General features: G+C 63.7%; 23 protein-coding genes and 1 tRNA gene. 10 read left to right on the forward strand and 14 right to left on the reverse strand.

All coding sequences use genetic code 11. The features are described from left to right. Position 1: 1 nt before the first annotated feature. The 4 genes from BMI88_RS16720 to BMI88_RS16735 all read right to left on the reverse strand — a co-directional run bounded on the left by BMI88_RS16720 (position 2) and on the right by BMI88_RS16735 (position 4,597). The gene (locus BMI88_RS16720; RefSeq protein ID WP_168174011.1) at positions 2–1,135 is read right to left on the reverse strand and encodes an NUDIX domain-containing protein; all 1,134 of its coding nucleotides are present in this window, start codon (positions 1,133–1,135) and stop codon (positions 2–4) included. Between the two features lie 87 nt (positions 1,136–1,222). Next, positions 1,223–1,708, reverse strand: a complete 486-nt coding sequence (locus BMI88_RS16725) for a TrgA family protein (RefSeq protein ID WP_078550559.1) — start codon at positions 1,706–1,708, stop codon at positions 1,223–1,225. 170 nt (positions 1,709–1,878) lie between these two features. Then, positions 1,879–3,327, reverse strand: coding sequence for an IMP dehydrogenase (guaB, locus tag BMI88_RS16730; RefSeq protein ID WP_078550562.1), 1,449 nt, complete (start codon positions 3,325–3,327; stop codon positions 1,879–1,881). A gap of 307 nt (positions 3,328–3,634) precedes the next feature. Beyond that, positions 3,635–4,597 (reverse strand): hypothetical protein, encoded by a 963-nt coding sequence (locus tag BMI88_RS16735; protein WP_078550564.1) that lies wholly within the window; start codon positions 4,595–4,597, stop codon positions 3,635–3,637. A gap of 107 nt (positions 4,598–4,704) precedes the next feature. On the opposite strand from BMI88_RS16735, the gene speB reads away from it, so the two are divergent. Further along, on the forward strand, positions 4,705–5,694 hold the full coding sequence (gene speB, locus BMI88_RS16740) for an agmatinase (RefSeq protein WP_078550566.1): 990 nt from the start codon (positions 4,705–4,707) through the stop codon (positions 5,692–5,694). A 38-nt stretch (positions 5,695–5,732) separates the two neighbouring features. Here speB and BMI88_RS16745 read toward each other — a convergent pair whose 3' ends face one another. Next, positions 5,733–6,635 (reverse strand): GNAT family N-acetyltransferase, encoded by a 903-nt coding sequence (locus tag BMI88_RS16745; RefSeq protein WP_078550568.1) that lies wholly within the window; start codon positions 6,633–6,635, stop codon positions 5,733–5,735. Positions 6,636–7,104: 469 nt separating this feature from the next. Between BMI88_RS16745 and BMI88_RS16750 the strand changes: the two genes are divergently transcribed. From BMI88_RS16750 to BMI88_RS16780, 7 genes are all read left to right on the forward strand, one after another. Further along, positions 7,105–8,223: an outer membrane protein transport protein gene (locus BMI88_RS16750; RefSeq protein WP_078523201.1), complete on the forward strand. Its 1,119-nt coding sequence runs from the start codon at positions 7,105–7,107 to the stop codon at positions 8,221–8,223. A gap of 118 nt (positions 8,224–8,341) precedes the next feature. Beyond that, a complete protein-coding gene (locus tag BMI88_RS16755) occupies positions 8,342–9,247 on the forward strand; it encodes a DMT family transporter (RefSeq protein ID WP_078550570.1) in 906 nt (301 codons plus the stop codon). Between the two features lie 50 nt (positions 9,248–9,297). Further along, positions 9,298–10,152, forward strand: coding sequence for an ATPase (locus BMI88_RS16760; protein WP_078550572.1), 855 nt, complete (start codon positions 9,298–9,300; stop codon positions 10,150–10,152). Between the two features lie 54 nt (positions 10,153–10,206). After that, positions 10,207–11,127 carry a homoserine O-succinyltransferase gene (gene metA / locus BMI88_RS16765; protein WP_078541143.1) on the forward strand — a complete coding sequence of 307 codons (921 nt, stop codon included), beginning with the start codon at positions 10,207–10,209 and terminating at the stop codon, positions 11,125–11,127. Continuing rightward, positions 11,102–12,085, forward strand: coding sequence for an alpha/beta hydrolase (locus BMI88_RS16770; protein ID WP_078550574.1), 984 nt, complete (start codon positions 11,102–11,104; stop codon positions 12,083–12,085). The genes metA and BMI88_RS16770 overlap by 26 nt, the downstream gene beginning before the upstream one ends. 136 nt (positions 12,086–12,221) lie before the next feature. Beyond that, entirely contained in the window at positions 12,222–13,118 is an 897-nt protein-coding gene (gene ppk2, locus BMI88_RS16775; protein ID WP_078550576.1) for a polyphosphate kinase 2, read from the forward strand. Then, the gene (locus BMI88_RS16780; RefSeq protein ID WP_078541149.1) at positions 13,111–13,719 is read left to right on the forward strand and encodes a TetR/AcrR family transcriptional regulator; all 609 of its coding nucleotides are present in this window, start codon (positions 13,111–13,113) and stop codon (positions 13,717–13,719) included. The genes ppk2 and BMI88_RS16780 overlap by 8 nt, the downstream gene beginning before the upstream one ends. 100 nt (positions 13,720–13,819) lie before the next feature. On the opposite strand, the gene BMI88_RS16785 is transcribed toward BMI88_RS16780, so the two are convergent. Continuing rightward, positions 13,820–14,413, reverse strand: a complete 594-nt coding sequence (locus tag BMI88_RS16785; RefSeq protein WP_158522152.1) for an outer membrane beta-barrel protein — start codon at positions 14,411–14,413, stop codon at positions 13,820–13,822. A 251-nt stretch (positions 14,414–14,664) separates the two neighbouring features. On the opposite strand from BMI88_RS16785, the gene BMI88_RS16790 reads away from it, so the two are divergent. Next, on the forward strand, positions 14,665–15,411 hold the full coding sequence (locus BMI88_RS16790) for an SDR family oxidoreductase (RefSeq protein WP_078550578.1): 747 nt from the start codon (positions 14,665–14,667) through the stop codon (positions 15,409–15,411). A gap of 109 nt (positions 15,412–15,520) precedes the next feature. Beyond that, positions 15,521–15,610, forward strand: a tRNA-Ser gene (locus BMI88_RS16795). 162 nt (positions 15,611–15,772) lie between these two features. Here the strand turns inward: BMI88_RS16795 and BMI88_RS16800 are convergent. The 8 genes from BMI88_RS16800 to dctP all read right to left on the reverse strand — a co-directional run bounded on the left by BMI88_RS16800 (position 15,773) and on the right by dctP (position 23,705). Next, positions 15,773–16,909 (reverse strand): ATP-binding protein, encoded by a 1,137-nt coding sequence (locus BMI88_RS16800; RefSeq protein WP_078550580.1) that lies wholly within the window; start codon positions 16,907–16,909, stop codon positions 15,773–15,775. Beyond that, the gene (locus BMI88_RS16805; RefSeq protein WP_078550582.1) at positions 16,906–17,916 is read right to left on the reverse strand and encodes an ATP-binding SpoIIE family protein phosphatase; all 1,011 of its coding nucleotides are present in this window, start codon (positions 17,914–17,916) and stop codon (positions 16,906–16,908) included. The genes BMI88_RS16800 and BMI88_RS16805 overlap by 4 nt, the downstream gene beginning before the upstream one ends. Beyond that, positions 17,913–18,332: an ATP-binding protein gene (locus tag BMI88_RS16810; RefSeq protein ID WP_232621760.1), complete on the reverse strand. Its 420-nt coding sequence runs from the start codon at positions 18,330–18,332 to the stop codon at positions 17,913–17,915. The genes BMI88_RS16805 and BMI88_RS16810 overlap by 4 nt, the downstream gene beginning before the upstream one ends. Beyond that, positions 18,325–18,669: an STAS domain-containing protein gene (locus BMI88_RS16815; RefSeq protein ID WP_232621759.1), complete on the reverse strand. Its 345-nt coding sequence runs from the start codon at positions 18,667–18,669 to the stop codon at positions 18,325–18,327. Before BMI88_RS16815 ends, BMI88_RS16810 begins: the two co-directional genes overlap by 8 nt. A 10-nt stretch (positions 18,670–18,679) precedes the next feature. After that, positions 18,680–19,555 (reverse strand): STAS domain-containing protein, encoded by an 876-nt coding sequence (locus tag BMI88_RS16820; RefSeq protein ID WP_078523189.1) that lies wholly within the window; start codon positions 19,553–19,555, stop codon positions 18,680–18,682. Positions 19,556–19,833: 278 nt separating this feature from the next. Further along, positions 19,834–21,189: a TRAP transporter large permease subunit gene (locus tag BMI88_RS16825; RefSeq protein ID WP_078572209.1), complete on the reverse strand. Its 1,356-nt coding sequence runs from the start codon at positions 21,187–21,189 to the stop codon at positions 19,834–19,836. A 3-nt stretch (positions 21,190–21,192) separates the two neighbouring features. Further along, a complete protein-coding gene (locus tag BMI88_RS19835) occupies positions 21,193–22,515 on the reverse strand; it encodes a TRAP transporter small permease subunit (protein WP_078523187.1) in 1,323 nt (440 codons plus the stop codon). 92 nt (positions 22,516–22,607) lie between these two features. After that, positions 22,608–23,705 carry a TRAP transporter substrate-binding protein DctP gene (gene dctP / locus BMI88_RS16830; RefSeq protein ID WP_078541260.1) on the reverse strand — a complete coding sequence of 366 codons (1,098 nt, stop codon included), beginning with the start codon at positions 23,703–23,705 and terminating at the stop codon, positions 22,608–22,610. Between the last annotated feature and the right edge of the window lie 43 nt (positions 23,706–23,748).

Here is a 23,748-nt window from a genome sequence, read left to right on the forward strand (position 1 = left end):
ATTACGCGACGCCAGCCATCCGCTGCAGTGCGGCGCGCTGCCCGGCGAGCCAGAGCGCGAGCACGACCAGCGGCGCATTGCCCGCCTCGCCGGTCGCAACCAGCGTCATCAGACGCTCGAACGGCACCAGATGCGCGCGGATATCTTCGTGCTCATCGGCCTTGCCGCAAAGCTGTGCGGCCTCGTCGGGCAGATCGGCAATCCCGATATAGGAATAGACGAATTCGCTTTTCGCGCCGGGCGACGGGTAATAGCGCGGGGCATCGATCAGGCGCGCAATCGTGATCCCGGCCTCCTCGCCCGCCTCGCGCAACGCGGCCTCTTCGGGTGTCTCGCCGGGATCGACCCGGCCCGCGATCGCTTCGATCATCCACGGGTTCGGCTCACCGCGCGCCAGCGGCCCGGTGCGGATCTGTTCGATCAGCATCACCCGGTCGCGCACCGGATCATATGGCAGAACGACGCTCGCATCGCCCGAGACGAAGGCCGCCCGGTCGAGCTTGGCGCTCATCCCGCCCGCGAACAGCCGATGTTCCAGCTTATAATCCTCGACCGCGAAAAACTTCGCATAAGCAGTCTGTTGCGCGTCGATCTTGATGTCGCCTACATGCAGATCCCGGCGCAAATGCTGCGCCATCGGGGTTGCGCGGGCGCGCAAGGTAGACGCCGCGCGCACGAGGATCGCGTGATAGCGCGCATTGGCGGCCTCAGGCCCCACGGCCTGCGCCTCGGCAATGAAAAGGCGTGCGGCCTCGGTCTTCAGAGCGGCCCATTTCGGCGCCCAGTCTCCGAGTGTCCACGCGTCGCCCACGTCCCAGCGCCCCGCTTTCGGCAGCCACAGCTTCGCCTCGCGCGGCCCCGATCCGGTCTCGAGTTGGCGGAGCTCGGCGTCGTAGCCATCCTCGTACCACGCGATGCGCTCGGCCTCGGCCTTGGTCAGGTCGGCCACGACACCGCGCGTCACAGCGTCAGGTGTCGCGATCAGGATCGGAAAGCCCAGGCCCTGCCCCTCGCGACAGGCCTCATGCGGGGCGAAGCCCTCCAGCCGCGCCGGAGCGAGCTGCGGCACACGCCCGATGACCGCCTCCAGCAGAGGCGGATGACACAGCGTGCCGTAAAAGAAATGTGGTTGCATGACCGTCCCCGCAGCTTGGCACATCATGCGCCACAACCTGCAAGGCAGGCGCGCGATGTCAAGCGGAGGGTGTGGTGAGTTTCGTGCTCAGCGCCCGTAGCGGCGATGCGCGAGTTCCGACAGAAGCCCGGCGCCCATCGCGCCCAAGCCCAGCGTGATCACCGGCGCCACCCCAAGCGAAGCCAACCCGATCGCGGTGCCCTGCCCGATGACGTCAGTCACGGCGGAGAGCACATCGTCATAGCGCATGCGCAGCGCCAGTTTCAGCATCTGCATCACGCCGAGGAAGGCGAAGGTCCATAGCAGAACGTAAAGCCCGCCGCGCAGCCCGTCATTGATTGCGTCGACCCAGCGGCGCCCGGCGGAAACCCCGACCACGCGCCAGCCGAACAGCAGCCCGAACGAGCCCATGATCAGCCATAATTCCTTTGCCCCGTCGGTCCCGGCGGGAATCGCGGGCATGATCTGCTGCGCGGCGAAGAACCCGGTCGCCCCAAGCGCCAGCGCCGCGAAAAGTTTCGCGATCGTAGGGATTTGCGCCTGAGAGTTGCGCACGGCAATTCGGTGCATCATGTCGGGCCTCCATCTCGAAACCATGGAACGGTTTGAGGGTGATCCCCTCTGGTTAACGGGCGATTACGGCGAAACTATGAAAAGTTTACGCTGCGTAATTTACTATGGAAAAGGCCCGGACCATCGCTGGCCGGGCCTTTCGCGTCTATCGCAATGCGGCGCTGCGCGCCTTAGCCGATCCGGTAGTTCGGGCTCTCGCGGGTGATCGCGACGTCGTGGACGTGGCTTTCCTTGAGGCCCGCGCCGGTGATGCGGACGAAATTGCAGTTCGTGCGCATCTCAGCGACCGTGGCGGAGCCGGTATAGCCCATCGCCGCGCGTAGACCGCCCACGAGCTGGTGGATCACCGCGCCTGCGGGGCCTTTGTAGGGCACCTGCCCCTCGATGCCTTCGGGGACGAGCTTGTCGTTCGCCGCATCTTTCTGGAAGTAGCGATCCGCCGAGCCGCGCGCCATTGCGCCGAGCGAGCCCATGCCGCGATAGGATTTGAACGAGCGGCCCTGATAGAGGATCACTTCGCCGGGGCTTTCATCGGTGCCCGCGATCATCGAGCCGACCATGGCGCAGCTTGCGCCTGCCGCGATGGCTTTCGCGAAATCGCCTGAGAACTTGATGCCGCCATCGGCGATGATCGGCACGTCGCCCGCCGCACTTACGCAATCCATGATCGCGGTCAGCTGCGGCACGCCCACGCCCGCGACCATACGCGTCGTGCAGATCGAGCCCGGGCCGATGCCGCATTTCACCGCATCCGCGCCCACGTCGATCAGCGCCTTCGTGGCGTCGGCGGTGGCCACGTTGCCCGCGATCACCTGCACGTCGCTCGACAGTTGCTTGATGCGTTTCACCGCGTCGATCACGCCCTGGCTGTGACCGTGTGCCGTGTCGACCACCACGATATCGCAGCCCGCATCGATCAGCGCCTCGGAACGCTCGAAGCCCGCATCGCCCACGGAGGTCGCAGCGGCCACGCGCAGGCGACCCAGATCGTCCTTGCAGGCGGTGGGGTTGAGGACGGCCTGCTCGGTGTCGCGCAGCGTCAGGAGGCCCGTCAGCTTGCCTTCGTCATCGGTCACCAGCAGCTTCTCGATCCGGCGCTCGCGCATCATCGCGATGGCCTGGGCGCGGTCGGCAGGCTCTTGCAGGATCGCGAGACGGTCGGTGGTCATCATCACCGAGACCGGGGTTTCGTCCTTCTGGGCGAACCGCATGTCGCGGTTGGTCACGATGCCAACGACGCGGCGGTTTTCATCGACGACCGGGAAGCCGGAGAAACCGTAGCGCTCGGTCAGCGCCTTCGCGTCTGCGAGCGTCTGATCGGGGCGCAGCGTGATCGGGTTGTAGACGATGCCGCTCTCGAAGCGCTTCACGCGGCGGACCTCGTCGGCCTGCTGCTCGACGGTGAGGTTCTTGTGGATCACGCCCACGCCGCCCGCCTGCGCCATCGCGATCGCCATGCGCGCCTCGGTGACAGTGTCCATTGCGGAGGACAGAAGCGGGATGTTGAGCCGGATTTTCTTCGTCACCTGGGTCGAGACATCTGCGGTCGCAGGAAGCACCGAAGAGGCTGCGGGAAGAAGAAGAACGTCGTCGAAGGTGAGCGCCTCGCGAATCTGCATGGGGGGTCTCCAGTGTCCAGATGCGTTTGGCAGTTTGCTGTTTCACGCAATGGACGCGAAGGCAACCCCTCGCGGACGCGGCGCGCACCGGGTGTGCGCGAACGAGGGGTATAGCGCCATCGTGTCAGCCTCCTACGGTGGCGCGGGGCGACCAGCCCCGGGCCGCGCCCGACCCTCCCCACGGGAGGGCGCATTGGCGCTATCATCGCGGGAACGACCAACTTACGGGCTTGCGGGATAAACCGCCCAGCACGTGCGGAGCAAAGCGCCCACCCGAGGCTCGGGCGCCGCCCTCAGCGCTCCGCGCTCACGCAATCGCGGCGTTGGTCTTCATCGCAAGCTGCCCCTTCGCCCAGAGCTGCAACACTTTCAGCGCAATCGGCACCACGATCAGCGTCGCCGCCGTCAGCATCAGTGCGCCGGGTAGCGCCCAGACCCCGCCAAGCGCGAGCCAGCACCCTGCCGTCGCAGCCGCCGGGAATGTGAACGCTCCCCAGAGCGGTGAGAAGCCTCCTGCAAGCAGCCAGCGTATCGACACGACCAGCGCCAGAAGAAAGGCCGCCGCGAGGATCGCCATCGCCTGCGCGATCCCCATCGCGCCGAACGCGCTCGCCACGGTGCCGATCAGCGCCGCAGGCGCGAGGTGAATGGCCAAGAGCGGGCGCAGCGGTGCGGGCACGCGCTCGCGGGAGAATTGCTGCAGCGAGATCATCCAGATCACGACCGCCGACAGCATCGCGACCCAGAACATCACCAGCGCCACCGTATCGAGCCCGAGGATCACCCCCGCCACTGCGCCGACGATCCAGCCCGAGAAGGTCAGCTGCCATGTCGGATTGACGCGGCGCTGCTCGGCCGGGCCAGTTGCCAGCGTGTAAATCACCGCCGCGATCAGCCCCAGATGCACGACCACACCCAGCCAGAAGATGACGGTGCCGAGCCCGCCATAGGGCGCAAGCGAAGCCGCGATCAAATAGATCGTCAGCGTTCCCGCGGCGAGCCCCGCACGCCCCGGCAGCACGCGCAGATCTTCGAACACCACGCCCGGACGCCGCACGACCTTCGCGCCATAGGCGATCAGCGTGAACAGCGCGAGCAGGGTCACCGCGCCCAAAAACAGCTCCGCCAGATCGGGTGGCAGTGCGAATTGCCCGACGCCGCGCCGCCACGCGATCCCGAGGCCCATAAGCCCCAGCACGGGCGGGAACATCGCGGGAGGCGTGCGGCGAAACAGGCCCTTGGGCGTCATCTTGGGCGGGGCGAAGGACATGTGCTTACCTCGGGCAATCGGCAAATCATTTCGGTCGCGCAGAAGCTTGCAATATTTCGCGCGCGGCGGAAAGCTGTCCGAGGTGCGACAGGGTGTCTGGAGGCAAGATGGCGGGACATGGATATGAATCGGGGCGGCTGAACCTGCCCTTCGTGGGGATTTCCACTTTCAGCAAGCGCGCTTACGTGGCCGATTGGGACGCGATCGAGGCGGATGTGGCGGTGATGGGCGCACCGTTCGATTTCGGCACGCAATTCCGTCCCGGCGCGCGGTTCGGGCCGCGGGCGGTGCGCGAGGCCTCGACCCTGTTCTCCTTCGGCCATGCCGGGGCTTACGATCACGAGGACGACGCGACCTATCTCGGGCCGGATGTCACCATCGTCGATATCGGCGATGCCGACATCGTCCATACCGACACGGTGAAGAGCCACGCCAATATCGAGACCGGCGTGCGGGCGATGCTGAAGGCGGGCGCGCTGCCGGTGGTGATCGGCGGCGATCATTCGATCAATATCCCCTGCATCCGCGCCTTCGAGGCCGATTGCGCCGAGAAGGGCCCGATCCATATCCTGCAGATCGACGCCCATCTCGATTTCGTGGACGAGCGACACGGCGTGACCGAGGGCCACGGCAACCCGATGCGTCGCGCCGCCGAGAAGGGGTACGTCTCGGGGATCACCGCGCTCGGCATTCGCAACGTCTCCTCCACCTCGAAGGAGGGCTATGACGCCGCCCGCGCGATGGGCGACGATTTCCTGAGCGTGCGACAGGTGCGCAAGCTGGGGGCCAAGGGCGTGCTGGCCCGCATCCCGGAGGGCGCGCGCATCTATGTCACGATCGATATCGACGGGTTCGACCCCTCGATCGCGCCCGGCACCGGGACGCCGAGCCATGGCGGGTTTCTCTATTACGAGGTGCTGGAGATCCTGCAGGGCGTGGCGAAGCGGCACGAGGTGGTGGGCATCGATCTGGTCGAGGTCGCCCCCGATTACGACCCCACCGGCTCCACCCCGATCCTTGCCGCGCAAGTGCTGCTGAATTTCCTCGGCTTCATCTTTCATGCACGACAGTCCGGCGGTGCGCCTGCGGCGGACTGAGGAGCCTCCGGCGGGGATATTTTCCTCAATGGGAAGGATTACCCGGGCAGCACCCACAGGGTCGCCCCGAGGATGTGAGGTTGCGCGCCGGTGCCCAGCTTGAAGCGCATCCGCCCTGCCCCGTCCTCGCTATCCACCGCGCCGAGATCGAGCTGCCGGATCCCACGCGCCTTCAGCCGCAGCGCCGCGTGCCAGAGCATCAGGTTGTGCGCGCCCGACGCGCGCCCCTCCGGCCCGGTCCAGCCGATATGATAGCTCGCCCCGTCGCCATGGAGCAGAAAGATACCGCCCGCGAGGCGCTGTCCCTTGGTATCCTCGATGTGCAGCGCGAGAAGATCCGCCGGGTTGTGATCCGCCCAAGCGCGCGTGAAGCCGGGCGGCAAGGCGCGATAGCCACGCGCCCGTTGCTGCGCCGCATCGGCGGCGAGGAGCCAGTCGATCTTGGGCTCTAACCTCACCCGCAGCCCCGCGCGCTCCGCCGCCGCCAAGCGATTGCGCCATTTTCCGGCCAGCCCGGCGCGCAGCGCCTCCGTCTCGGGCTGCAAGGACCAAAGCGCATGGTGGCGGGGCGTGATCAGCGGGACCAACCCAACCCCGGCCAGCGGCGCGTCCGGCGTCGCGAGGACGATCCCGCATCGGCGCGCGATCCGGCGCAGCACGGCGACCCGGAGAGAGTGATCCAGACCGGGGGCGAAGACCGGTCCGCGCGACAGAAGCCACAGCCCGCCGCGCCCGATCATCTGGGCCAATGCGATCCGCCTGCCCTCATGCGTGATCTCGAGCCGCAGGACGCGCCGCCCCCGCGCGGCAGCAAGCGTCCCATAGAGCGCCGCTTGCTGAAAGGCCGGCGCGTGCCCCGGCGCAAGCGCGCGCAACGCCCGATCCCAGCCCGCATCGGGGCCTGAAAATTGCGTGAGACGGACAGGTTTCATCGCCGCCATTAAGGCTTGCTTTACCTAAGCTGGGGTTAATGACTGCGCTAAACATGACAACCCTGAGGCGAAATGGCCCGCGCTCCTGAAAATCCCCCGCGCGCAAAGCGCAGACAGCCCCCGCCTGCCGGGACATCGTTGCAGGCGCGCAAGACCGACGGGCCGCCACATCTGCCAGCTCCGCGCGCCACGCTTTGGAGTGCGCTTCTGGTCGCGCTTTTCGGCGCGGCTCTCTGGCTCGGTCTTCTTGCGATTCTCAAGTTTTCCAACGGCTTCTAAACGCTTCAGTTCAGAACTTGACGCGAACGTCACCTTCGAGTGGCCGCAAAGACACATTTTTCCGTGCATGCCGGCAACAGAACGTGACGTCATCGTGAAGCGCAGATTGATTTACACCTTCCGGCTGGTAGCGTCACCGAAAGGAATTCCTTCGAGACGTTAGGATCTCCTTCGGGACACGTTAGGGAAGAGGAACATTATGAAACGTGTGATGACTTCGATGGCCGCACTCGCGATTGGCGCAGGCGCGGCCCATGCGGGCGGGGTGGAGCGCTCGACGCAATCGGTCGGCATCCTGTTCGAACAGGGCAATTACGGCGAAGTGAGCTTCGGCGCGTTCAATCCGGACGTGTCGGGTTCGGTGAGCTACGGACCCTTTGGCAACCCTTCTTCGGGCGACATGGCGCCCGGCTATGGCACGGTGAGCCTTGGTTACAAGCAGCATCTGAGCGATCAATGGGACCTCGCGGTTATCTTCGATCAGCCGATCGGTGCAAAAGTGAACTATCCCGCTCAGCCCGCTCCGCCGGCAGGCTATCCGCTCGGTGGTTCTCAGGCATCGATCAAGTCCGCGGCTATTACGGCACTGCTGCGCTACAAGATGCCGAACAACGTATCGTTCTACGGCGGTGTTCGTAGCGAGAGCGCGTCGGGCAAGGTTTCGCTTCCGTTCCTGAACTACAAGATGAAGACGTCGGACGAGACCGATTTCGGTTATGTCGTCGGGGTGGCTTGGGAAAAGCCGGAAATCGCGGCACGCGTGGCTCTGACCTACAACTCCAAGATCACGCATGATTTCAGCGCAACCGAAGAAACCGTCGCCGGTACCTTCAATTCGAACTTCGAAACCACCGTACCGGAATCGGTCAACCTCGAATTCCAGACCGGGATCATGAAGGATACTCTGCTGATGGGCTCGGTTCGCTGGGTGCACTGGACCCAGTTCGATATTTCGCCCAACGCATACACGCAGAGCCCTCTGAATGGCGGCGTCTATGGTCAAGGTGCGCTCGTCGAATACACGGACAACACGATCACCTATAACCTCGGCGTTGGCCGTCGCTTCAACGACCAGTGGTCGGGTGCGATCATGTTCGGCTACGAGAAGCACACCGGCAAACCGACCGGGAACCTCGGCCCGACCGATGGCTTCAAGTCGGTCTCGCTGGCAGCAAGCTACCAGGCGACCCAGAACATCAAGGTGACCGGCGGCGTTCGCTACGTCGATATCGGCGACGCGACCACCAATGGCATCAACGGCGACTTCACCGGCAATGACGGCTGGGGCGCGGGCCTGCGCGTCGGGATCAACTTCTGATCGCAAGCCTCTGAAAAATTAGGAATAGCCCCGCCTCGTGCGGGGCTTTTTCTTTGGACCTCGGCGATGCCGCAAGTTCCGGGTGGTGCGCATCGCTGCCGCCCGCTAGATCGAAGCGATGAAACACGCACCCGCCCCTTTATCCCTCACCCCGCTCGCCTGGGCGCTGCTCGCGACGCTGGCGCTGATCTGGGGCTCGTCCTTTCTGTCGAACCGCGCGGCGCTGGCAGGTGCAGGCGTCTTTACCGTGGTCTTCCTGCGGGTCGCCTCGGGCGCGGTGCTGATCTGGGCCTATGTCGCGGCGCGCCGCCTGCCGGTACCGCGGCACCCGATCTATCTCGGTCATTTCCTGATCATGGGGCTGTTGAACAACGCCATTCCCTTCTCGCTCATCGTCTGGGGGCAGAAGCATATCGATAGCGGGCTGGCCTCGATCCTGAACGCCTCGACCGCGATTTTCGGGGCGCTCGTCGCGGCTGTTGTCTTCACCGACGAGCGGCTGAGCGCGCGTAAGGCCACCGGCATCGCGGTGGGCTTCGCAGGTGTCATCGTGGCGATCGGGCCGGATGCGCTGAAAGGGTTCGATCTGACCTCTGCCGGCCAAGTTGCCGTGCTCGGCGCGGCGCTGAGCTATGGCTTCGCCGGAGCCTATGCGCGCTTTGCAATCAGGGGGTTACGACCCGAAGTTGCAGCGGCTGGGATGCTCACAGGTGGCGCGATCTGGACGCTGCCGATCCTGCTTGTCACCGAAGGCGTGCCGAGCTTCGACTACGCGTCCTCGGTCTGGATCGCGATGCTTTGGCTGGGCTTTGGCTGTTCGGCGCTGGCCTACCTGCTCTATTACCGCATTCTCGCGATCGCAGGCGCTGCCAACCTCGCCCTCGTCACGCTCCTGATCCCGCCGGTCGCGATCCTTGCGGGCTGGGCGGTCTATGGCGAACGTCTGGGCTGGGCGGAGGCCTTGGGCTTCGCGATCCTCGCGCTTGGCCTGCTGATCCTGAACCGCCGCCCCAAAACCCCGTGACGCGCGCGCCTTGCCGGGCTACACCGGGGCGAAAGACCAATGGGGACCACATGATCTATTCCAATCGCGCCGAGTGGCTGGCCGCCAAATCGAGGAAGGTTGCGCTGTTCGGCATGTCCGGCCTCGGCAAGACCTGGGCTGCGAACCTGCTGCGCGACGAGGGCTGGTTCCACTACTCCGTCGATTACCGGATCGGCACGCGCTACATGGGCGAATATATCGCCGACAACTTCAAGCGCGAGGCGATGAAGAACCCGTTTCTGGCGGAGCTTCTGCTGTCGGACTCGGTTTATATCGCGTCGAACATCACGTTCGAGAACCTCGCGCCGCTCTCGACCTACCTCGGCAAGCCCGGCGATCCTGCCAAGGGCGGGCTGCCCTTCGAGGAATATCTGGAACGCCAGAGCCAGCACCGCACGGCGGAGATGGCGGCGCTTCTGGATACGGCGCATTTCATCGACCGCGCGAAGCAGATCTACGGGATCGAGAATTTCCTGTGCGATTCCGGCGGCTCGATCTGCGAGGTGGTGGACCCCGACGATCCCGAGGATTCGATCCTCACCTCGCTGTCGCAGAACCTGCTGATGGTCTGGATCGAGGGCTCTGAGGCCCATACCGAGGAGCTGATCAAACGATTCTCGCGTGCGCCGAAGCCGATGTATTATCAACCCGAGTTTCTGGCCGCGAAATGGGCCGAATATCGCGAAATGAAAGGCGTGGCGGAGACGAAGGTCGACCCCGACGATTTCGTGCGCTGGACCTATGCGCAGGCGCTGGCGCATCGTCAGCCGCGCTACGCGGCGATGGCGAAAAACTGGGGCGTGACGATCCGTGCCGAAGATCTCTACCTTGTCCGCGATGCAAAAGATTTTACATCGCTGATCGCTGATGCTTTGCCCGCGTGAGTCTGGACACTTCACGCATCACTTTAACTTCACCCTGTAAGAGACTGAGAAAACATGCCGATCAAGTTGCCTGAAAACCTCCCCGCCTTCGACATCCTGTCGCGGGAAGGCGTGATGGTGATGTCGCCCGAACGGGCATCCCGGCAGGAAATCCGCCCCATCCGGATCGGCCTTCTCAATCTCATGCCGAAGAAAATCCAGACCGAGAACCAGTTCGCCCGGCTGATCGGTGCGACGCCGCTGCAGATCGACTTCCAGCTGATCCGCATGAGCGAGCACCAGACGAAGAACACCGCCGCCGCGCATATGGAAGAGTTCTACCGTCCGTTCGAGGAGGTCGAAGCCACCGGCGAGAAGTTCGACGGGCTGATCATCACCGGCGCCCCGATCGAACATTTGCCTTTCGAGGAAGTGACTTACTGGGAAGAGCTCAAGCGGATCTTCGACTGGACCCAGACCCATGTCTTCTCGACCTTCGGCGTGTGCTGGGGCGGCATGGCGATGGCCTATTACTTCCACGGCGTGAACAAGCATATGCTCGATCACAAGGCCTTCGGCTGCTTCCGGCACCGCAATTGCGCGCCCGCCTCGCCCTATCTGCGGGGCTTCTCGGACGATCTGCTGATCCCGGTCAGCCGCTGGACCGAGATGCGGCGCGACGAGCTGGAAGCGGCGGGGCTGGTGACGCTGATCCATTCCGACGAAACCGGGCCCTGTCTGGTCGAAGATCGCGCCCATCGCGCGCTCTACATCTTCAACCATCTCGAATATGACAGCGGCACGCTGAAGGAAGAATACGATCGTGACGTCGCGTCGGGGAAACCAATCAACGTCCCCGCGAATTACTATCCTGAGAACGACCCGAGCCGGGTGCCGACCAACAGGTGGAAAAGCCACGCCCACCTGCTTTACGGCAACTGGATAAACGAGATTTATCAGGAAACGCCGTATGATCTGGCCGAGATTGGTAACTAGCCTTGTCGTGCTGCTGCTCATCCTGAGCGGCGCGACTTGGGGGTTGGAGAGCTGGCGGGCCCGCATGGCGGAGCAGCGCTACCCGCCCAACGGCACATTCGTCGATGTCGGCGACCAGCGCGTGCACATGGTCATCAAGGGCGATCACGGCCCGGCGGTGGTGTTGATCCACGGCGCGTCGGGCTCGGCCCGCGATCTGACCTTCGATCTCGCCCCGGAACTGGCGAAACGCTATCGCGTCTTCGTGCCCGACCGTCCGGGCTTCGGCTATTCCGACCCGTTGCCCGCGGATCAGGACACGATCGAGAACCAGGCCAAGCTGCTGCAGAAAGCGACCAAGATGGCGGGCGCGGACGATCCTATCGTGCTTGGCCATTCCTATGGTGGCGCGGTGGCGATTGCTTGGGCGGTGTATCAGCCCGACACGCTCTCGGGGCTGGTGCCGGTCTCTGCGCCCTCGCATAGCTGGGATAGCGGGCTGCCGCTTCTCTATGAGATAACCTCGCCGCCGCTGGGTCAGGCGGTTGTCGTGCCGCTGATTTCGGCCTGGACACCGCCTGCGATCATCCGCTCGGAGGTCGAGAGCGTCTTCACACCGCAGGAGATGCCGATCGGCTATCTGCACTGGTTCGGCCCCGGCATGACGCTGCGGGTGCAGACGATGCGGGTGAATGCCCGTCAGCGCGCCAGCCTGAAGTCGGAAATTCAGGCGATGATCCCGCATTACCCCGATCTCGACCTGCCGGTGGTCTCGGTCCATGGCACGGCCGACACCATCGTGGGCGAACAGATCCACGCGGTGCCGTTCACGAAGGAGGTGCCGGGAGCTGAGCTGATCTCGCTCGACGGGATCGGCCATATGGTGCCGCATGTCGCGTTGCAGCAGACGGTCGCTGCGGTGGACCGTGTGGCCACGCGCGCGGGCTATTCGATCCCGATGCGCGCGGCTGCCGAATAAAGACATTTGGGCGCGCTCGCGCCGCCTCCTTGCACGCAGATCACAGACGCGCGGTCGTCGCCTCTTGTGCATGCGGCGCCGCTTGCACCGCCCCTGCCCGCGCAGCATACTGCCGTGAAACGACAAAAGGCAGATCATGGCCAAGGACAAGAGCGACCCGCCGTTCGACATCCCCTTCGTGGGCGACATCACCCGCTACCTTGAGACCGAAGCGCCCGATGCCGTGCGCGAGGCGATCGAGGAGGCGGGCAAGGATGACATGCTCTCGTCCTCCTACCCCTATGACGAGGAGATGAAGCGCAAGAAGTACGACCGCCAGATGGATGCGCTTCAGGTCGAGCTGGTCAAAATGTTCTGGGACGCCAAGGAGACCGGCAAGCGGATCGCGGTGATTTTCGAGGGGCGCGACGCGGCGGGCAAAGGCGGCACGATCGGGCGGATGCGGCAGAACCTGAACCCGCGTTCGGCCTATGTCGTGGCGCTGCCGAAACCAACCGAGACCGAAGCCACGCAATGGTATTTCCAGCGCTATATCGACTGGCTGCCCGCGGCCGGTCAGATCGCGATGTTCGACCGGAGTTGGTATAACCGGGGCGTGGTCGAACATGTCTTCGATTTCTGCACGCCCCAGCAGCGCGAGCATTTCTTCTACCAGCTCCCCGATTTCGAGAAAATGCTGGTGGATGACGGGGTCATCCTCGTGAAGCTCTGGCTGAACGTGGACCGCGCCGAGCAGCTGCGTCGCTTCCTAAAGCGCGAGAAAGATCCGCTCAAGCAGTGGAAGCTGAGCTGGATCGACGTCGAGGGGCTCAAGCGCTGGGATGCCTATTCCGAGGCGATCCAAGAGACGCTCGAGCGCTCCGACACCGACCATGCACCCTGGACCGTGATCCGTTCGGACGACAAGAAACGCGCCCGGATCGCCGCGATCCAGACGGTGCTGAACGCGGTCGATTACGCGCATAAGGACCCCGACGCGATTGGCGAGATCGACGAAAAAATCTGCGGCGGCATCGACGTTCTGAATGTCTAAGCAAGGCTATCATCACGGCAATCTGCGTCAGGCGCTCGTAGCCTCCGCGCTGGAGCTGATCGAGGAGAAGGGCCCGACCGGGTTCACGCTCTCGGAGGCGGCCAAACGCGCAGGCGTGACCCCGGCAGCGGTCTATCGCCATTTCGAAGGGCGCGAGGACCTGATCGCGGAATGCGCGCGTCAGGGCTATCTGATTTTCGGCGATCTTCTGGATCATGCGTGGAACGGCGGGAAGCCTTCGGCGCTGGCGGCGTTTTCCGCCGTGGGCCGCGCCTATCTGGCTTTCGCCCGGAAATATCCGGGTCACTACATGGCGATGTTCGAAAGCGGCATCTCGCCCAACCGCTCGCCTGATCTTGCAGCGGTGGCGAGCAAATCCAGCACCGCGATGGAACGCGCGACGCGGGCCCTGATGGAACATGTGCCGCCGGCAAAACGCCCACCCGTCGCGATGGTCGCAGCCCATGTCTGGGCCATGAGCCACGGTGTGGTGGAGCTTTACGCGCGTGAGGGAAATCGCTCGCCCTACGCCCCCGAGGATCTGCTGGAAAGCGGCATCGGCGTCTATCTGCGCGGCCTCGGCCTGATCGCCCCGGATTGAGCCGCCCTGCCCCGATTTTGCCGCGCCGCGGCATTGCCCGCACATAGAAAACGGGCGGAGGTTTCCCCCCGCCCGCGTAGATCAGACGATCCGCCTGAGATCAGAACTTGTAGGACGCGGTGAGGTTCAGCGTCGTGGTGTTCAGATCGTTGGTGGTGCCGTCGAAGTTGTTGCCGTCACGATAGTCGAGCTCGGTCCCGACGGTCCACTTCGGGTTGATGGCATATTTCATGCCGATACCAACCAGCGGAACGGTGTCGGAATAGCCGTTGCCCGCACCGTCTTCGGCGTCGACATAGGACGCACCGAGCGTGCCGTAGAACAGCATGTTGTTGTAGGGCGCACCGGCGATCATCTTGAGGTCGGTCATCGATTTGACCTTCGCACCGGAGTTGCTGTCGTCGATGTTCGCAGCGTTATAGGCCAGTTCGCCACCGAGGACATAGTTGCCGAAGTCATAGAGGTAGCCAGCGTGGGCACCGCCGACGACGCCGTCGCCGTCGATCGACTCGTTGGCTTTGCCGTAGCCGAGTTGAACACCGGCGTAGAAGCCGTCCCAGCTGAACTGTGCGGGCGCCACTGCGACCGGAGCCGGGGTGACCTCGGGGGCCGGTGCCGGGGTGGTGTAACCGCCCGCCATTGCGGCGGAGCCAGCGAGTGCCAGAATGCTCGACGTAACGATGATACGTTTCATGTTTCTCTCTCTCCTGTCTTGGGGGTTCATCCCCCGTTGAGACGTTTTGGATCAGATCCGTTGCCCGGACCTATGCCCCCTGAATGCGAAATCAATCCGGTTGGTTCCAAGCATGAGCGGTGCTTTGCCGAACGTGTCACAAGACGTGATCGAAGTGACGAATGCTGCAGGCGCAAAATGCATTGGCAAGACTGGACAAAGCGGGGGTTCCTTTGGTTAATGAACACACGTTCATTTCCAGGGAGGATCACATGGAGTTGAGTGAAATTCGTGCCGTCATCACCGGCGGAGCCTCGGGTCTCGGGGCTGCGACCGCCCGGCACTTCGCTGAGTCGGGGGCGCAGGTGACGCTCTTCGACCGCGACCGCGCCGGCGGCGAGGCCTTTGCCGCCGAGATCGGCGCGACCTTCGCCGAGGTCGACGTGACCTCCGAAGACAGCGTCGCCGCCGGGATCGCCGCCGCTGTGAGCGCGATGGGTGGCATCGACGTCGCCGTCAATTGCGCGGGCATCGCCACCGGCGAGCGCGTCGTGGGCCGCGAGGGGCCGCACCGGCTCGAGCGCTTCGCGCGCACGATCGACATCAACCTCGTGGGCAGCTTCAACGTCGCCCGCCTCGCCGCCGCCGAAATGGCCCGCAACCCCGGCCCCGAGCGCGGCGTGATCGTCAACACGGCCTCCATCGCCGCCTTCGACGGGCAAAAGGGTCAGGCGGCCTATGCGGCGTCAAAGGGCGGTATCGTCGCGATGACCCTGCCACTCGCCCGCGATCTCGCCAGCCAGGGCGTGCGCTGCTGCGCCATCGCGCCGGGCATTTTCGCGACGCCGATGATGAAGGGCCTGCCGCAGGAGGTGCAAGACAGCCTCGCCGAGGAAGTGACCTTCCCGAAACGGCTCGGCGATCCGTCGGAATACGCGAAACTCGCCGGTTTCATCGTCCAGAGCGGTTATCTGAACGGCGAAGTGATCCGCCTCGACGGGGCGCTGCGGATGCGTTGACCTCACGTTTATGAAGGCTTTGCGAAGGATCTGAAAAAATCCGCGAAAAACGGGTTGCAAGGGCGCGCGAGGGCGGCTAAATCCCGCCCTACAAGACGACCCCTGATGCGGAGAGGTGGCAGAGTGGTCGAATGCGGCGGTCTCGAAAACCGTTGTCGGTGAGAGCCGACCCAGGGTTCGAATCCCTGTCTCTCCGCCACTTTCCTATGTTGATCGACACATCAACATCCTGATAGTGCGCAATCTCTGAAAATGCGATTTTAATCGGGCCTTCGGCCCCCACATGCGCGGCTCAAGCTCCTGCGTCCTTCGCCGTGCACCCTTCTGCACCGCGCGCATCCCCTGCGCCATGCCGCGACTGTCAGGCCTGCGCGGGGAACTCGATGCACACGCGCAGGCCATCGGTGCCATCCACGGTCAGGGTCGCGTCGTGCTGGAAGGTCAGCGTTCGGATCAATCTCCAGCCCAGAGAATTCGACCGCTCCGGCCGCGCGGCATCCGAGGGCAAGCCGATGCCGTTGTCGGACACCACCAAGGCGATACCGCTCTGCACATTGCCGGAGACTTGGACGCGGATGGTCCCGCTATCCCTGCCCACGAAGGCATATTTGAACGCGTTGGTGATGAGCTCGCCGATGATGAGCCCGATGTCGATGGCAAGCTTACTGTCGAGTTGCAGCTCTGCGCAGCTCACTTCGATATTGGCGTCGAGGCTTCCGCCGCTGAAGGCGCGCTCCGAGGTCCTTGCGACTTCCGCCGCCATCTCGGCCAGATCGACCTTGCCGGTGTCGGTTCCGCGTTGCATCAACTCGTGGGCCTTGGAGAGCGCCCCGACGCGGACTTCGAGCTCGGTCAGAACCTGTTGGGTTTCATCCAGTTTGGCCCGCGACTTGCTCATGCGAATGAGCGCGGCGATGAGCGCCAGATTGTTGCCCGTGCGGTGGTGAAGCTCCTGCATCAGCAGGTCGCGTTCCGTGATCTCCTCGCTCAGTTCGCGGTTCTGCTCGTTGAGGGCCGCCGTCGGATCCTTGGCGCTGAGGGCGTCGAGCGCCTCGGTCGCCTGATCTACGAGCTGGGCGCCCGCTGGCAACACGGCTGAGGATAGGAAAACCGCATCGATGCGCGTGCCCTCATGGCCGGTCTGGACATCGAAACGCGTGGCGATCCGCTGCACGCCGCGAAGGCCGAGACCCATCCCCGTCGCGGAAGACGGTGCGCCATCGGGCTGAAGGTTCTCCTTCGGGATGCCCCGCCCCTGATCGGTCACGAGGAGCCCTAGCGCGGGTTTGCCCTCCGCCTCGGTCAGCGAGAAGGTCGCGCGGCCCTTCTGGCCATGCTCGATCGCGTTACGCCCAAGTTCGACGACGGCTGTGACGGTCCTTGTGCGCTCGAAGGAGCTAAATTTCAGCACGCTGGTCAATGTCATCGCGACGTCGCGCAACCGGGCGACATCGGTGCTTTTCTCGAGGGTTACGGTGGTGAGCTTCGTCGTTTTCACTGCTCGCGCTCCCGGTTGATGCGCAAGACGACGATGCTGGCGTCGTCGCGTCCGCGGAAGGTCCGATCCAGAAGAAATCCGGCAATCAAAAGCGGGCTCTTCTTCAGCAGTCCGGGCGGGAAATGCGCCTCCCGCAGGGTTTTCAAACCGTCGCTATGCAGGATCACCATATCCCCCGCCTCCAGTTGCACGACTTCCTCGTAGCCATGGGTCGCCGCGCCACCGATGCGGCCGTCCCGCACCGCCATGCGGCGAATGCCATTCGCGCCGACCAGCAGAGACGAGATATTGCCAAGCGCGGCGTAGCGCAGCTCCATCTGCGGCTGGGCGATATGCATCAGTGCAGCCACCGCCCCGCGCCGCCCGACCAGCCGCTCGGTGATCTGGCGCATCAGCTTGCCCGGCTCGGACGAGAGCCCGCCCGCAGCGCCAGCGGCCTCGATGACTTCGCTGGCGGCTTCGGCGGCGGCAGGGCCATGCCCGAGCCCGTCGCAGAGCAACACATCGGTCGCCCGCGGGGTCTGCCGGATTTGAAAATCATCGCCGCAGGTGGTTTCGTTCGGATGGCATACGCGCAGCCCCACCGCGTCGACGCCGCAATCGGCCCCGTCGCGTCGCCCGCCAAAAGTGCACACGATCGTCGTTCCGGTGTCGGGCGAGCTGAAGATATCGAACGTATCCGACAGGCGCACGATCGCGCCGAGCCCGAGCCCGGCGGAATCGGTGGAGCTTTCGCCGTCCTGGAACATCCGGTCGATATCCGCGATCCCCGGCCCGCGATCGGTGAAGATCATATTGATGACGTCGGCGCCGGGCTGCCGCACGAGTTCGATCAGGGCGCGACCACGCTCTGCGTAGCGCAGGATGTTCGTCGCAGCCTCCGTGGCCACGATCGCGAGTTCGCCGACGCGTGTCTCGGGAAGACCGATCTCGACGCCATGACGTCGCGCAAGCCGCCGCACGACGGCCACGGCGCTGCGATCATCAATTTCGACCCATTGGTTCATAGCTTCACGCTCATGGAAACGGTTGTTCCTTTCCCGGGCGCTGAGTGGACCTCGAACCCATGTGAGAGGCGTTTGGCCCCGCCAAGACCTTTGCCGAGCCCGCCCGCGGTCGTATAGCCCTCGGACATGGCCAGCGTCACATTTTCGATCCCCGGTCCCTGGTCCCGGCATTCGACGCGCAGATACTCGTTACGACCGTCGAGATAAATTGAAATCTTGCCGCCACCACCGTGGACGATGGCGTTGCGGGTGATTTCGCTCACAGCCGTCGCGAACCGGGTGATCCGCACCGCCGACAGCCCGCGTTCTTTGAGAATTCGGGCGACCGCCTGGCGCGCAGCGACGACATCGCGACTGGTCGCGAGCGTTATCTCCGCAACCGCGGGTCTGCTGGATGTTTCGTTTGGATCAGGCACGCCGCAACTGAGTGAGTGCATGGGTCAGGCTGAGCGCCGTACGGGTCTCGGGCAGATACATGCCCAGCTCCACCAAGGTCACCGCAACCGCGGGCCGCATCCCCACAACGTAGGTTTCCGCGGCCAGCAGCTTGGAAATGCCAGCGAGCTGGGCAATGACACGCCCGACGAAGGTGTCGACGATCTCCAGCGAACTGATGTCGAGGATCACGCCTTTGACGTTTTCCTTCGCAATCCGGTTCGACAACGTGTCCTGCAGCTCCACGATTTCCGTATCGGTGACGTCGTCCTGAATGGAGACGAGAAGCGCGTTCTCGACCAGGTTTATGGACGTCACACCCGACACGTCAGGAGACCTCGCTGGTTTTGATGACGTAGCCGACCTTCTGCAATGCATCGGCCAGAGCCGTGCGGATGCTGGACCGGGTAGACACCGTGCCCACGTCGATGCCGAGCTGCACCATGGTCTGCGCGATCATCGGGCTGATGCCGCTGATGATGCATTCCGCGCCCATCAGGCGCACGGCGGCCGCAGCCCGCAAAAGGTGCTGCGCAACCTGCGTGTCGACCGTGCCGACACCGGTGATGTCCATGATCACCACCTCGGCCTGCCGCTCGAGGATGGTCTCCAGCAGGTTCTCCATGACCTCCTGCGCGCGGGCGGAATCCAGCGTTCCGATCAGCGGCAGCGTGAGGACGCGGTCCCAGAGCTCGACCACCGGGGTCGAGAGTTCGAGCATTTCCTGACGCTGACGCTCTATGATCTGGTCGCGCTCGCCGATGAAGATCTCGTTGGTGTAGATCGCGAAAGCGTCGACGAGACGGGTCACCATCAGCACGTCGCTGATGAGCTTGCCGCTTTCGATATCCGTCATCGCCTCGAGCCGCGTGAACAGCGGGGCTTTGAGGGCCAGCACGAAGGTCGCCATCTCGGTCGGTGTCACGCCACGGCCGACGCGCTCCTTGCTCACGTCTGCAAGGACGGCGCGCAGGTCTTCCCACTCGTCGTCGTCCAGGCTGAACTCTTCATTCACGACGCCCGCGCGGACACCTTTGGTGAAGGCCTTCAGAAGTTCCTGGTTCTGCGCACGGCTCTCGGAGTCGGAGAACAGGTCAGAGCGTTTCACGCCCTCTTTCACCTGAGTGCCAAGCCACTCCTCCACAACACCAGAGAAATCGGATTCGAGGATGTTCAGGATATTTGCCGTCGCTGTTTGCGGCATGTGCAGGCACTCCAGTTCTTTTCAATACAGCAGGTAAGCCAATTAGCCGCGGTAAAGTCAACGGCTTGGACGGGTCGGTTGCCGCAACGGAGATTGATCCGGAGAAGTATCGCTCAAGGTCCGAAAGTTGGCGGCAGACTTTCGCAGACGGCGATTTTCTGCGTGAGGATACCCCGTGGCACCCTGCCGAGGCTTACGGCAGGAACCTGAACCGACAGACAAAAAAGCCCCGCGCACTGCGCGGGGCTTGTCATTTCTTCCGGTCCGGGTGCGAGCGATCAACCGTAGACCAGTTTCGGCAGCCAGATGATGATCTCCGGGAAGAACATGCACAGCAGCAAGCCCACCACCTGAAGCGCCAGGAACGGCAGCGCCGAGCGGAAGATGTCGCCCATCGGGATTTCCGGCGGCGCCACTCCGCGCAGATAGAACAGCGCATAGCCGAAAGGCGGCGACAGGAAGCTCATCTGCATGTTCACGAGGTAGAGCACCCCGAACCACAGCACGAGATCGTCGGGATCGCTCAGCCCAAAGGCCTCCGCCCCGAGCGCCTTCACGATCGGCACGAAGATCGGCACGCAGAGCAGCAGAATGCCGACCCAGTCGAGGAACATGCCGAGTATGATCAGCACGAGCTGCATGATGATCAGGATGCCCCACGGTCCGAGCCCGGTCGCCTGCAGCGCGTTCTGCACGAATTGCTGACCGCCTTCGAGCACGTAGAGCCCGACAAAGATCGTCGCGCCGAACATGATCCAGATGACCATCGCCGAGGCCTTGAGCGTGGTGACCGCGGCCTCGCGGATCGTCTGCCAGTCGAGCTTGCGGTGGATCGCCGCCACGATGATCGCGCCAAAGGTGCCGATGCCAGCCGCTTCCACCGGGGTCGCGACACCGGTGAAGATCACGCCCAGCACGATCACGATCAGCGAGATCGGCGCCGACATATTGCTCATCAGGCGGATCTTTTCGCGCCCCGTGATGCGCTCTTCCGGCGGGATCGGCGGCCCCATCTCCGGGTTGATCGCGCAGCGGATCAGCACATAGGCCACATACATGCCCGACAGAAGAAGGCCGGGAATGACCGCGCCAATGAACAGCTCGCCCACCGATTGCTCGGCCACGACCGCGTAGATGATCGCAAGGATCGACGGCGGGATCAGGATGCCGAGCGTGCCGCCCGCCATGATCGAGCCCATCGCGATCTTCGCGTTATATCCGCGATCGAGCATCGCCGGCAGCGCGATGATCCCCATCGTCACCACGGCCGCCCCGATCACACCCACCATCGCGGCGAGCACGGTCGAGGCGATGATCGTGGCCGCAGCCAGACCGCCGCGCACCCCGCCCAGCACCTTGTAGATGACGTCGAACATCTCGTTGATGATCCCCGCCCTCTCCAGCATTGACGCCATGAAGATGAACAAGGGGATCGCCGATAGCTGGTAGTTCGTCATCAGCGGGAAGATGCGGCTCGGCACGATGTTGAGCGCGCGTTCGTCGCCCAGCACGAACAGGAAGACACAGGCCAGACCGCCCGTGACGAAGGCCAGTGGAAGCCCTGCCATCAGCAGGACGACCAGCGAGCCGAACATGATGAGTGTCAGCCACTCAATTCCAATTTCAAGTCCCATGTATCAGCCCCTGCCCATTACGATCCGCAGATCTTGTGCGAATTTCGAAATGCCCTGCAGAACAAGCAGCAGAGCGCCGATCACCATGACCCATTTCATCGGCCACAGAGGCACCTCCCATTCGTTGAAGCTGATCTCGCCCCAGCGGACATTCGCATCGGTCCATTGTCCGAGATTCCAGTTCGCCAGCATCTCGCCGGTCGGGATTTCGCCGCGCGCCCATTGCGAGATGAGCCCGTTGCCCGTGGGCACGGCAATCGCGTCCATCGCGAAGATCCACGACGTCACCAGCAATGTGCCCGCGAAGATGAAGAAGAAGACCGAAGTGAGCAGATCGACCCACGCTTTGCGCGGTTTCGACAGCGGCGCGTAGAAGATGTCGACACGCACATGGCTCTCGGTCAGCATCGCATAGGCGCCCGAGATCAGGTATTGCATCCCGAACATCAGATACATCGCCTCATGCGCCCAGTTGGTGGGGCTGTTGAAGACGTAGCGGCTGATGACCTCGAAATAGTAGACGAAGACCGCGATGATCGCCCAATAGCTGACGAATTCGCCAGCCTTGAGGGAGAGCCGGTCGATCCAGCCAGTCCAGCCCGACGAGATATGACGGGAGTCGTCTTTCATCTCCTCGTCTTCGAGCGCTTCAAGACGCCGCTCGACCTCGCTTTCCTCCTCGTGCTCGGGCAGCGCGGCATTCGCGCGCCGCACCAGCATCGGAAGCAGAAGCGCATCGATGACGATCCCTGCGAGCAGCACCCAGAAGGCATATTTCGAGATGCTGCGCCATTTCGCGAGCACGGCAGCTGCGGCGTCCCTCTTCGGGCGCGCCTCGACGAGATCGGCCTGCGCCTGTTCGATCACGGCCTCGCCATCCGTGACCCGCTTCTCGGCGCGATCGACATTTCGCTGCGCGCGCTTCTGCGCGAAGCTGCCTTCCTCTGCGGCAGCCAGTTCCTCGCGCAGCTTGGGCAGATCGGCCTTTGCGGTGTCGACGCGTTCCTGTTCGCGCTCCAGCGAGCGCTCGGCCATGCGCACCACGTTCGACATGTCGGAAACCGTGCCGCGCGCGTCGTGACCTTGCGCATTCGCATAGAGAATGGCGATGAAGACCGGGATGAAGAGAAAGCCCAGCAGGCTTTTCACGTAGAAGCGATGCAGTCCCAGCATCCCCCCGGTCACGAGAATGAAATAGCCCAAGGAGAGCGAATAACGCCGCTCCGTCTTACGTGGCCGGTTGGCCAGCGTTGCCGCAATGATCGGGAAGAGGATCAGCCCCGCCCAATAGGCCCAATGCGGTAGAGTAAAGTCGATACTGGGCATTGCCCACCCCCTGTTGCCGGGTCATGCCCAGCCATCAGTTGAACCGGGCCCGCGCCAAAGGGCGGGCCCGTCACACTGTCTTTGCGATCAAATCAGAGCTTCAGTTCCAGACCGTCGACCAGATCGGGCGTCACATAGCCGAGCGAGCCGGACATCATGTAATCGAGCTGGGTCTTGAAGATCCGCGCGCTGTCCTTGTCGCGATTGGCGTATTTGAACCAGATCGGAACGGCGACTTCGGTCATCAGCTCCACATCGTCCTGGCTGAGGCGCGTAACCTCGGTGCCGTCGGCCTCGAATTTGGCCCAGGCCTCCTGGTCGGCCTTCTGGATCGCTGCGTGATGCATGTCGGAATAGACGTGGGTCTCCATCTCGACGAACTGCTTCATCTCGGGGCTGAGCTTGTTCCACGCGTCCATGCCGACGGTGATGTCCATGATATCCACCGGCTGGTAGAGCGACATCATGCCGGGCGGGCCCATCGAGATGTAGCTGGTCACCTGGCTGAAGCCGAGCGCGTAGTTCACCGCCGGGCCCACATAGTCGGCCACGTCGATCGTGCCCTTCTCGAGTGCCGGGAAGATCTCCGAGCCCGGAAGCACGGTGGTCTCCGCGCCGATCTCGCCGAAGACATCGGCGACCATGCCGCCCGGAAGGCGCATCTTGCGACCGCGGAAGTCATCGATCGAGCGGATCGGCACTTTCGAGTGGATGATGTTCGGGCCGTGATGGACCGGACCCACGAAATACATGCCCTGCGCCGCATAAAGCTCGCGCGCCATCTCCAGCCCGCCGAGGCCGTAATAGAACACGTCGAACTCATGCGGGTTGCGCAGACCGAGCGGATAGGACGTCAGGAACACACCCGCCGGGATGATGCCCTGCACGTAGATGGTGAACGGGTTGACCGCGTCGAGCACGCCGTTCTTCACCGCGTCGTAAAGCTGGAAATCGCCCACGACGTCATTCGCGCCGAACGGCTGGAAGGCCAGCTCGCCGCCGGTCTTTTCCTGGATCGTGGCGCACCAGTCCTTGAAGGTCTGGAGACCGACGCCGCCCGGCCACGAGGTCTGGATTTTCCAGGTCGTGCCATTGGCTTGGGCCGAGGCGATATGCGGCGCAGCAAGGCTGGCAGCGCCCGCCGCGGCAAGAGTGCGTAACGCATGTCTGCGAGTGGTCAGATTTTTCATGGTTCCTCCCCGTTTGGTTGCGACCCCGACAGATGCGGGACCG

The organism is Thioclava sp. F36-6 (assembly GCF_002020305.1).
Classification (GTDB): Bacteria; Pseudomonadota; Alphaproteobacteria; order Rhodobacterales; family Rhodobacteraceae; genus Thioclava; species Thioclava sediminum.

What these genes read in the sequence shown, in the direction of transcription:
- BMI88_RS16720 (WP_168174011.1), bottom strand. Translation starts at nt 1,135, where the DNA reads ATGCAACCACATTTCTTTTACGGCACGCTGTGTCATCCGCCTCTGCTG.
- BMI88_RS16725 (WP_078550559.1), bottom strand. Translation starts at nt 1,708, where the DNA reads ATGATGCACCGAATTGCCGTGCGCAACTCTCAGGCGCAAATCCCTACG.
- guaB (WP_078550562.1), bottom strand. Translation starts at nt 3,327, where the DNA reads ATGCAGATTCGCGAGGCGCTCACCTTCGACGACGTTCTTCTTCTTCCC.
- BMI88_RS16735 (WP_078550564.1), bottom strand. Translation starts at nt 4,597, where the DNA reads ATGTCCTTCGCCCCGCCCAAGATGACGCCCAAGGGCCTGTTTCGCCGC.
- speB (WP_078550566.1), top strand. Translation starts at nt 4,705, where the DNA reads ATGGCGGGACATGGATATGAATCGGGGCGGCTGAACCTGCCCTTCGTG.
- BMI88_RS16745 (WP_078550568.1), bottom strand. Translation starts at nt 6,635, where the DNA reads ATGGCGGCGATGAAACCTGTCCGTCTCACGCAATTTTCAGGCCCCGAT.
- BMI88_RS16750 (WP_078523201.1), top strand. Translation starts at nt 7,105, where the DNA reads ATGAAACGTGTGATGACTTCGATGGCCGCACTCGCGATTGGCGCAGGC.
- BMI88_RS16755 (WP_078550570.1), top strand. Translation starts at nt 8,342, where the DNA reads ATGAAACACGCACCCGCCCCTTTATCCCTCACCCCGCTCGCCTGGGCG.
- BMI88_RS16760 (WP_078550572.1), top strand. Translation starts at nt 9,298, where the DNA reads ATGATCTATTCCAATCGCGCCGAGTGGCTGGCCGCCAAATCGAGGAAG.
- metA (WP_078541143.1), top strand. Translation starts at nt 10,207, where the DNA reads ATGCCGATCAAGTTGCCTGAAAACCTCCCCGCCTTCGACATCCTGTCG.
- BMI88_RS16770 (WP_078550574.1), top strand. Translation starts at nt 11,102, where the DNA reads ATGATCTGGCCGAGATTGGTAACTAGCCTTGTCGTGCTGCTGCTCATC.
- ppk2 (WP_078550576.1), top strand. Translation starts at nt 12,222, where the DNA reads ATGGCCAAGGACAAGAGCGACCCGCCGTTCGACATCCCCTTCGTGGGC.
- BMI88_RS16780 (WP_078541149.1), top strand. Translation starts at nt 13,111, where the DNA reads ATGTCTAAGCAAGGCTATCATCACGGCAATCTGCGTCAGGCGCTCGTA.
- BMI88_RS16785 (WP_158522152.1), bottom strand. Translation starts at nt 14,413, where the DNA reads ATGAAACGTATCATCGTTACGTCGAGCATTCTGGCACTCGCTGGCTCC.
- BMI88_RS16790 (WP_078550578.1), top strand. Translation starts at nt 14,665, where the DNA reads ATGGAGTTGAGTGAAATTCGTGCCGTCATCACCGGCGGAGCCTCGGGT.
- BMI88_RS16805 (WP_078550582.1), bottom strand. Translation starts at nt 17,916, where the DNA reads ATGAACCAATGGGTCGAAATTGATGATCGCAGCGCCGTGGCCGTCGTG.
- BMI88_RS16820 (WP_078523189.1), bottom strand. Translation starts at nt 19,555, where the DNA reads ATGCCGCAAACAGCGACGGCAAATATCCTGAACATCCTCGAATCCGAT.
- BMI88_RS16825 (WP_078572209.1), bottom strand. Translation starts at nt 21,189, where the DNA reads ATGGGACTTGAAATTGGAATTGAGTGGCTGACACTCATCATGTTCGGC.
- BMI88_RS19835 (WP_078523187.1), bottom strand. Translation starts at nt 22,515, where the DNA reads ATGCCCAGTATCGACTTTACTCTACCGCATTGGGCCTATTGGGCGGGG.
- dctP (WP_078541260.1), bottom strand. Translation starts at nt 23,705, where the DNA reads ATGAAAAATCTGACCACTCGCAGACATGCGTTACGCACTCTTGCCGCG.